This is a genomic window from Kitasatospora sp. NPDC057518 (assembly GCF_042802075.1).
Classification (GTDB): Bacteria; Actinomycetota; Actinomycetes; order Streptomycetales; family Streptomycetaceae; genus Kitasatospora.
The window spans coordinates 1-8,090 of the sequence record NZ_JBHVEU010000409.1; the positions used below are offsets into that span (position 1 = coordinate 1).

Annotated in this window: 7 protein-coding genes and 1 pseudogene; 4 read left to right on the plus strand and 4 right to left on the minus strand. The window is 76.1% G+C overall.

Going from position 1 to position 8,090, the window contains the following annotated elements:
* From ACFU7Z_RS31370 to ACFU7Z_RS31380, 3 genes and pseudogenes are all read right to left on the minus strand, one after another.
* A pseudogene (locus tag ACFU7Z_RS31370) lies at positions 1 to 302 on the minus strand (hypothetical protein); the annotation flags it as partial.
* A complete protein-coding gene (locus tag ACFU7Z_RS31375) occupies positions 302 to 1,912 on the minus strand; it encodes a DUF3492 domain-containing protein (protein ID WP_380781203.1) in 1,611 nt (536 codons plus the stop codon). The pseudogene ACFU7Z_RS31370 and the gene ACFU7Z_RS31375, both read right to left, overlap by 1 nt.
* Before the next feature lie 537 nt (positions 1,913 to 2,449).
* Entirely contained in the window at positions 2,450 to 3,352 is a 903-nt protein-coding gene (locus ACFU7Z_RS31380) for an alpha/beta fold hydrolase (RefSeq protein WP_380781205.1), read from the minus strand.
* 221 nt (positions 3,353 to 3,573) lie between these two features.
* Between ACFU7Z_RS31380 and ACFU7Z_RS31385 the strand changes: the two genes are divergently transcribed.
* From ACFU7Z_RS31385 to ACFU7Z_RS31395, 3 genes are all read left to right on the plus strand, one after another.
* Entirely contained in the window at positions 3,574 to 4,236 is a 663-nt protein-coding gene (locus ACFU7Z_RS31385; protein WP_049660673.1) for a TetR/AcrR family transcriptional regulator, read from the plus strand.
* A 131-nt stretch (positions 4,237 to 4,367) separates the two neighbouring features.
* Positions 4,368 to 4,595 carry a DUF3107 domain-containing protein gene (locus ACFU7Z_RS31390; RefSeq protein WP_049660675.1) on the plus strand — a complete coding sequence of 76 codons (228 nt, stop codon included), beginning with the start codon at positions 4,368 to 4,370 and terminating at the stop codon, positions 4,593 to 4,595.
* Between the two features lie 171 nt (positions 4,596 to 4,766).
* Positions 4,767 to 5,093, plus strand: coding sequence for a hypothetical protein (locus ACFU7Z_RS31395; protein WP_074001381.1), 327 nt, complete (start codon positions 4,767 to 4,769; stop codon positions 5,091 to 5,093).
* A gap of 24 nt (positions 5,094 to 5,117) precedes the next feature.
* On the opposite strand, the gene ACFU7Z_RS31400 is transcribed toward ACFU7Z_RS31395, so the two are convergent.
* Entirely contained in the window at positions 5,118 to 5,846 is a 729-nt protein-coding gene (locus ACFU7Z_RS31400) for a ferritin-like fold-containing protein (protein WP_049660234.1), read from the minus strand.
* Between the two features lie 693 nt (positions 5,847 to 6,539).
* Here ACFU7Z_RS31400 and ACFU7Z_RS31405 point away from each other — a divergent pair.
* Positions 6,540 to 8,090 (plus strand): DEAD/DEAH box helicase (locus ACFU7Z_RS31405; RefSeq protein ID WP_380781208.1); only part of this gene is annotated, 1,551 nt, incomplete at its 3' end.

The following is an 8,090-nucleotide window of genomic DNA, read 5'->3' on the forward strand; positions in this document are numbered from 1 at the left end:
GCGCAGGGCAGCGCGGCCAGCGCGGCGGCGGTCAGCGCGGCCCGGGCCGCGGCCCCGCCCGACCGCGGCTGCGCGGGCCCGGGCGGCGGCGGGCGGCGCGGCACCCGGGCGTACAACTCCTCGGCCAGCGAGAACAGGTCGGCGTGCCGGCAGCGGGCGGCGGCGTCCTGGCCGAGCCCGGCCTCCTCCAGCCCGGCGGCGATCTCCAGCGGGTCGACGGCGCGCTCGCACAGCTCCCGGTGCTCCGCCATCACCTCGCGCACCGGGTCCGCGCTGCCGCCGGGCAGGGGGCCGCCGGACATCAGCGGGCCTCCGCGAGTTCGGCCGGCCGCACGCCCTCGGCCGCCGTGTCCGCGTCCCGGGCGCCGCCGTCCGGCGGGGTGCCGCCGTGCGGGCCGTCGGCCAGCCAGTACTCGGCGGGGCGGGCGAAGGGGCGCGGCGCCGGGACGCCCTCGCCGCCGCCCCCGCCGCCGGGGAAGGCCGGGTACTGCGAGACCAGCTCCAGGTAGATCTCCCGGAAGGCGCCGATCACCGGCTCCACGGCGAAGCGTTCCTGCGCCCGCAGCCGCCCGGCCAGACCGAGCCGGCCCCGCCGCTCCTCGTCGCGCAGCAGCGCCAGGCAGGCGCCCGCCAGGGCGCGCGGATCGCGGGCGGGCACCAGCAGCCCGGTCGGCCCGACCACCTCGCGGGCCACCCCGACGTCGGTGGAGACCACCGCCCGGCCGCTGAGCAGCGCGTCGGCGAGCAGCCGGGGGCTGCGCTGGGAGAGTCCCGAGAAGACCGCCACCGTGCCCGACTCCCAGGCCCCGGCCAGCGAGCGGGGCCGTCCGGCGAACTCCACCGCCGGGGCCACTCCCAGCCGCTCGGCCACCGCCGCGCAGTGCGTCCGGTAGCCGGGCGCCGCCTCCTCGCCGTACACCACCAGCCGGGCGCCGGGCAGGTCGGCGCGGACCCGGGCGAAGGCGTGCAGCGCCAGCTCCGGGTCCCGGCCCGGCTCCAGCGCGCCCGCCCACACCAGGGTCGGCGCCGCGGGTTCCGGCCCGGCGGCCGGGCGGTCCACCGCCGGGGTGCCCTCGTACACCACCCGGGTGCGCGCCGGATCGGCCCCGCAGCGGCGCTGCCACTGCTGGTCGTGGGCGCTGCCCGGGGTGAGTATCGCGGCCCGCCGGTACGTCTCCTCGGTGAGCGCCCGGAAGAAGGCCAGCAGCAGGGCGCGGACCGGCCACCGGTACGGCGCCTCGCGGTAGCCGAGGTACTGCTCGCGCAGGTGCAGGCCGTGCTCGGTGACCACGAACGGCACCCCGTGCAGGTGCCGGGCCACCAGGGCGGGCAGCGCGGCCGGGCCGCCGCCGACCACGTGGCACAGGTCGACCGCGCCGAGGCCGCCGGGGCCGGTGCCGTACCAGGGCGCGGACAGCGGGCGCAGGCACTGTTCCAGCAGGTCCGCCGCGACCAGCACGTCGCAGACCAGCGGCTGCCCGGCCGAGGTGTCCGCGCCGGGCAGCCGCCAGGTCCGCTCCAGCAGCCGGCGGGCGTGCGCGGAGGCCAGGAAGGCGGGCAGCGTGCCGTCCTCCCGGGCGAGCGCGGCGAGCCGGTACAGCCCGGGCCCGAAGCCCGCTCTCTCCCCGGGCAGCACCAGGGCCCGCACCAGCTGTTCGTACGCCCCGGCGTACCGGCGTCTGCGCGGCGCGCGCGGTGCCCGGCCGCCCGGCCGGCGCCCCCACAGCGCCAGCTCGTACGCGCCGCGCCAGGCGGGCGACAGCCGCTCCGCCGTGCCCGGCTGTTCCGGGCCGGTGAGCAGGTACCGCTCGAACCCGTGCTCCGGCAGGCCCTCGGCGAGCCGGTCGCACCAGCCTCCGGTACCACGGCGGGGATGCGGACGGGCACCCTCGGTGAGCAGGGCAACGCGCACGGGAGACCTCCGGGGCAGAGCGGATTCGCTGGGCGGGACCACGGACGGACCGACGGGTGACCGGGCGGCCCGGGCAGTGGCCCGGGGTGCCCCCGTACGGCGGCGGGGACGGTCGGGGCCGGGGAGTCCGGTCGGCCGGGGCCGGCGCCGCGGTGCCTCCGGGCGGCCCGCCGGCGGCCCGGTCGCGGACGCGCCGCGTTCCGTTCCCCCGGGCACCCGCTCCGGCGGTCGGGCCCGACCCGCCGGGACCTCGGCCGCGGCCGCCCTCCGGTTCCTCCGGCGGCCGCGACTCCCCCACACCTGTTCGGTCCGACAGCAGAAAGGTAGGACCGGCCCGGGCCGATCCATCGGTCACATGCCTGCCTGCCACCTGATCGAGTGAACCGACGTGACCTCGACCGGGACCAGGGCGTTACCGGGCGGTATGCGCGGCCGCCCGCGCGGCCCCGCCCGGGCGCGCGGTCGGCCCGCCACGGCACGCGCTCAGCCCCTGGTCCGCGCCCGGCCCGCCGTGTGCGCCCGGGCCGTGGTCCGCGCTCAGCCCGCGGTGTGCGCGATCAGCTCCCGCACCGCGCGGGCGACCTCGTCGGGGTGCTCCATCATCGCCACGTGCCCGGACTCCGGCAGCACCAGCAGCCGGGCGTCCGGGAAGGCCGCGCAGGCGCGGCGGGCCGAGCGGTAGGAGACCAGCTTGTCGCGCAGCCCGTACACCAGCAGCACCGGCGCCTCGACCCGCTCGGCCTGCCGCCACAGCGCCTGGTCGCCGCGCTCGGTGTACGCCGAGACGATGCCGCGGGCCGAGCCGACCAGCGCCTGCATCGCGTGCGGCACCTCCAGCCGGCGCCGGTACTCGGCCACGGCCTGGGCCCGGGCCGCCGGGCTCAGACTGCCCGGGTCGCCGTAGACCAGCCGCAGCAGGTCCTCGGTGGCCGCCTCGGCGTCGCGCCCGCCCGCGGACAGCCGGCGCAGCACCGCGGGCACCCCGGGCACCGCGAGCAGGGCGGTCGGCCAGGCGGAGTGCTGCGGGGGCAGCTCGGGCAGGGCCGGGGAGACGAGGGTGAGGCTGCGCACCAGGTCCGGGCGCAGCGCCGCCAGCCGGACGGCGACCGCGCCGCCCAGCGAGTTGCCGAACAGGTGGACCGGGCCGCGGCCGGAGGCCTCCAGGTAGCCGATCACCGCGCGGACGTGGCCGGAGACGGTGAGGTTGCCGTCGGTGGGCGGGTGGGAGCGGCCGAAGCCGGGCAGGTCCACGGCCTCGCCGTCGACCTGTCCGCCGAGCCGGTCCACCAGGGCCTCCCAGTTGGCGGCCGAGCCGCCGAGGCCGTGCACGAAGAGCCCGGGCTCGCGCCCGTCGGCGGCGCCGTCGACGGCGGGTCGGTGCACCGCGAGCACCGCGCCGGGGACCTCGACCGTACGTACCTGCTGCTCAGCGCTGCTCATGGTGGACGATGGTAGTGAGCCCGCCCCGGGAACCCCGGGGTGGTCCGGCCGCCGGCCGCCTCCGTTCCACCACTGCCGAGGCCGAGGTCAGCGCCGTATTGTGGGCTCCTGACAACCAGGCCGATCGTCTTTTCTCGCCTTCGCCGAACGCGGACGCGGTTACCGAAAAGTAGAATCGGCCATCTTGCCAGCCGCGAACAGACCCCGAAGTGAGGAGCGCCGTGACGGCCATCCAGGAGGCGCAGGAGCGCCCGCGCGGTGCCCGCCTGCCGCGAAGCGCCCGCCGTGAACAACTGCTCGGTGCCGCCCAGGAGGTGTTCGTCGCGCAGGGCTACCACGCGGCCGCCATGGACGACATCGCCGACCGCGCCGGGGTGAGCAAGCCGGTGCTCTACCAGCACTTCCCCGGGAAGCTGGAGCTGTACCTGGCGCTGCTGGACAAGCACTGCGACGCCCTGGTCGAGTCGACCCGCGAGGCGCTGTCGGCGACCACCGACAACAAGCAGCGGGTGGCCAACACCATGGAGGCGTACTTCAACTACGTCTCCAGCGAGTCCGGCGCCTTCCGGCTGGTCTTCGAGTCGGACCTGACCAACGAGCCGGCCGTGCGCGAGCGGGTCGAGCGGGCCTCCGAGGCGAGCGCGACGCTCGTCAGCAAGGTGATCCAGGAGGACACCGACCTGCCGGAGGCGGAGTCCAAGCTGCTCGCCGCCGGGGTCTGCGGCCTGGCCCAGATCACCGCCCGGTACTGGCTGTCGCAGGGCCTGGCGATCCCCCGCGACGAGGCGGTCCGGCTGGTCGCCAGCCTGTCCTGGCGCGGTCTGAAGGGCTTCCCGATGCACCCGGGCGAGCAGTCCGGCGAGGGCACCGCCCACCAGGGCTGATCCGCCGACCTTCGCCGGGCCGGGGATCCGGTGCTCTATGGTGAAGCCGTACGGCACGGTCGCCGCGAACGCTTGTCCCAGGCGGTCCGGTGCCCGTGCGTGGAGGCTGCAACCCCGGAGGGACGGAAGCCGTGGAGGTCAAGATCGGCGTGCAGAACGCGCCCCGCGAGATCGTGATCGAGAGCTCGCAGACTGCCGATGAGGTCCAGAGCGCGGTCGCGAAGGCGCTGGAGGGCTCGGAGAAGATCTTCGCGCTGTCCGACGAGCACGGCCGTCGCATCATCGTCCCGGCCGAGCGCCTGGCGTACGTGGAGATCGGCGAGTCGGCCGCCCGCAAGGTCGGCTTCGGCACCGCCTGAGGCGCCGCAGCACAGCATCGTCCGGTGCCCCGTTCCCGCGAGGGAGCGGGGCACCGTCGTGTCCGGGGGCGCTGTGGCCCGTGGGGCTGCGTCGCGTGTACGAGCGGGTGGGGCGGGGTACGGCGAGGGTGCGGCGCCGGTGCCGCACGCCCGTCCCCCCGGGAGGCAGCCTTGCTGGTCGAGTCGATCGTCTTCGCCCTCGTCGGCCTGGTCACGGGCGGCACGGCCCTGCTGGCCCGCCCGGCGTACTTCCGGGCCGCCCGGGCCCTGGTCCTGGGCACCGCGCTGGCGGCGGCGCTGGTCGGCGGGGTGGTCGCGCACTTCAGCGTGGACGGCCGCCAGCCCGCGGTGTCCGTCGCGGCCGCGGCGGTGGCCTCGGGCGTGCTCACCTCGCTGCTGGCCCGGCCGGACCTCGCGGCGGGGCGCGCCCCGGCCCACCGGCACCACCCGCACCGGCCCGGCACCCACCGCGCGGCGCGGCGGCACCGGGCGGCCTGAGCACCCCCGGTAGGTCGCGGGCCGCTAGGAGGCCAGGCCGAGGGCGGCCATCCGCTTGGTGTGCGCCTCGGTGATCCGGTTGAACATCTTGCCGACCTCGACCAGGTCGAAGCCCTGCACCTGGACGCCGCCGACCAGCAGGTTGGACAGCGCGTCGCGCTCGGCGACCACCCGCTGGGCCTGGCTGAGCGCCTCGCCCATCAGCCGCCGGCCCCACAGGGCGAGCCGGCCGCCGGCCCGCGGGTCGGCCTCGATCGCCTGGCGGACCTTGTCGACGGCGAACTGGGCGTGGCCGGTGTCGGACATGACGCTCAGCACCAGGTCGCGGGTGTCGTCGTCCAGCCGGACGGCCACCTCACGGTAGAAGTCGGTCGCGATGGCGTCGCCGACGTAGGCCTTGACCAGGCCCTCCAGCCAGTCCGAGGGCGCCGTCATCCGGTGGAACAGCTCCAGCGGCTCGACGAACGGCCGCATCGCCTCCTGCGGGTCGGCGCCGACCTCGGCGAGCCGGTCGTGCAGCCGCTGGTAGTGCTGGAACTCGGCGGAGGCCATCCGGGCCAGCGCCGCCTTGTCGGCGAGGTCGGGCGCCAGCTTGGCGTCCTCGGCGAGCCGCTCGAAGGCGCTCAGCTCGCCGTACGCGAGCGCGCCGAGCAGGTCGAGCACCGCCGCCCGGTAGCCGGGGTCGGCCGAGCACGCGGCCCAGTCCCCGATCGAGCCGGCCGCCGCGTCCTGCGTCTCACCATGGGTCTCCATGACCCGCAACTTTAGTCCCGCCCGCCTGTCCGCCCCACCACCAGGCACACCCGGGTGACCGCCCGGACCGGCCGCTCCGGTGGCAGTTGCCGGGGGCAATGTCAGACGCGTCACGTGTTCGAGTCGTCGCCTGACTGTATGGTGGTACGGAGCCCGTCGTGTTCGCATGGTGTCACCGCCGTCTCGGTACCCCGCGCGAACCCTCCGTAGCGGCACCGTCCAACCGGACGTGTCCGCACCGGTGGCACGGGTACTCACGTACGCGGATGCCCGGTCGGAGAGCCGATCGGCTCCGACCATGGCTTGGACCTCAAGCCTTGGCACCGCATCAGTGGCCGAGCGAGGGCCGCCGAGACCACGCCCCGAGGCGGAGGTCCCGCGCAGGTCCCTCACGGGAATCCTCCCCGACGCCGCCGGCGACGCGCCCCGCACCGGGCAGCGCGCACCGGCCGGCCGCAGGGACCGGCGCGGTTGTGCGTCCGCGCAGCTGTACCAGGGCCGTCCAGGCCCGTAGACAGCCGCGCGGCTGCCCGCCCGCCGCTCGCTCTCGGCCCTTTCGAAAACGGAAGAGGCAGCACCCTGTCCACCACCGCTGAACCCATCAAGACGACCTTCCGGGACCTGGGGATCCTCCCGGAGACCGCCGAGGCACTCGAGTCCGTCGGCATCGTCCACCCCTTCCCCATCCAGGAGATGACCCTCCCGGTCGCGCTGACCGGCCACGACGTCATCGGCCAGGCCAAGACCGGCACCGGCAAGACCCTCGGCTTCGGCCTCCCGCTGATCGAGCGGGCCATCGTGCGCGCCGACGTGGACGCGGGCCGGGCGACCGAGGAGCAGCTCTCCGACTTCCCGCAGGCGCTGATCGTCGTCCCGACGCGCGAGCTCTGCACCCAGGTCACCAACGACCTCCAGACCGCCGGCAAGGTCCGCAACGTCCGCGTGCTCGCGGTCTACGGCGGCCGGGCGTACGAGCCGCAGGTCGAGGCGCTCAACAAGGGCGTCGACATCGTGGTCGGCACCCCGGGCCGTCTGCTGGACCTCGCCGGGCAGAAGAAGCTGAACCTGTCGAAGGTCCGCGCGCTGGTCCTGGACGAGGCCGACGAGATGCTCGACCTGGGCTTCCTGCCCGACGTCGAGAAGATCATCACCATGCTGCCGGCCAAGCGGCAGACCCTGCTGTTCTCGGCCACCATGCCGGGCCAGGTCATCAGCCTCGCCCGCCGGTACATGAGCCAGCCGACCCACATCCGGGCCGCCGCCCCGGACGACACCGGCGCGACCGTCGCCAACATCGAGCAGCACATCTTCCGTGCGCACTCGCTGGACAAGGTCGAGATGGTCTCGCGCATCCTGCAGGCCGACGGCCGCGGGCTGGCGATGATCTTCTGCCGCACCAAGCGCACCGCCGCCGACGTCTCCGACCAGCTGACCCAGCGCGGCTTCGCGGCCGGCGCGGTCCACGGCGACCTCGGCCAGGGCGCCCGCGAGCAGGCCCTGCGGGCCTTCCGCAACGGCAAGGTCGACGTGCTGGTCTGCACCGACGTCGCGGCCCGCGGCATCGACGTCGAGGGCGTCACCCACGTCATCAACTACCAGTGCCCCGAGGACGAGAAGACCTACCTGCACCGGATCGGCCGCACCGGCCGGGCCGGCGCCTCCGGCACCGCCGTCACCCTGGTCGACTGGGACGACATCCCGCGCTGGCAGCTCATCAACAAGGCGCTGGACCTGTCGTTCAACGACCCGGAGGAGACCTACTCCACCTCGGCGCACCTGTACGAGCTGCTGAAGATCGCGCCGGGCACCAAGGGCATCCTGCCGCGCTCGGAGCGCACCCGCGCCGGGCTGAACGCGGAGGAGGTCGAGGACCTCGGCGAGACCGGTGGACGCGGTGCCCGCGCGCCCCGCGGCGGTCGCGGTGGGCGCGGCGGCCAGGGCGGCTCGGACCGTCCGGGCGCCGGCTCCGGCTCCGACCGTCCGGGCTCCGACCGTCCGGGCTCCGGCGCGGCCGAGGCCGAGGAGCAGAAGCCGCGCCGCAACCGTGAGCGCCGCCGCACCCGTCGGGGCGCGGCGGTCGGCACCGAGGGCGAGGCCGTCGCCGGCGTGACCGAGGCCGCCGCGGCGGCTCCGGCCGTCGAGGGCGCCGAGGGCGAGGCCGCGCCGCGCCGTCGCCGCCGCCGCTCGCGCGGCGGTGCCGCCGCTGCCGAGGCCGTGGCGGCGGTCGAGGCGACTCCGGTCGCC

Bases quoted from the DNA above. Each gene is read 5' to 3' on its own strand.
- ACFU7Z_RS31400 (WP_049660234.1), bottom strand. From the start codon at position 5,846: ATGGAGACCCATGGTGAGACGCAGGACGCGGCGGCCGGCTCGATCGGG.
- ACFU7Z_RS31380 (WP_380781205.1), bottom strand. From the start codon at position 3,352: ATGAGCAGCGCTGAGCAGCAGGTACGTACGGTCGAGGTCCCCGGCGCG.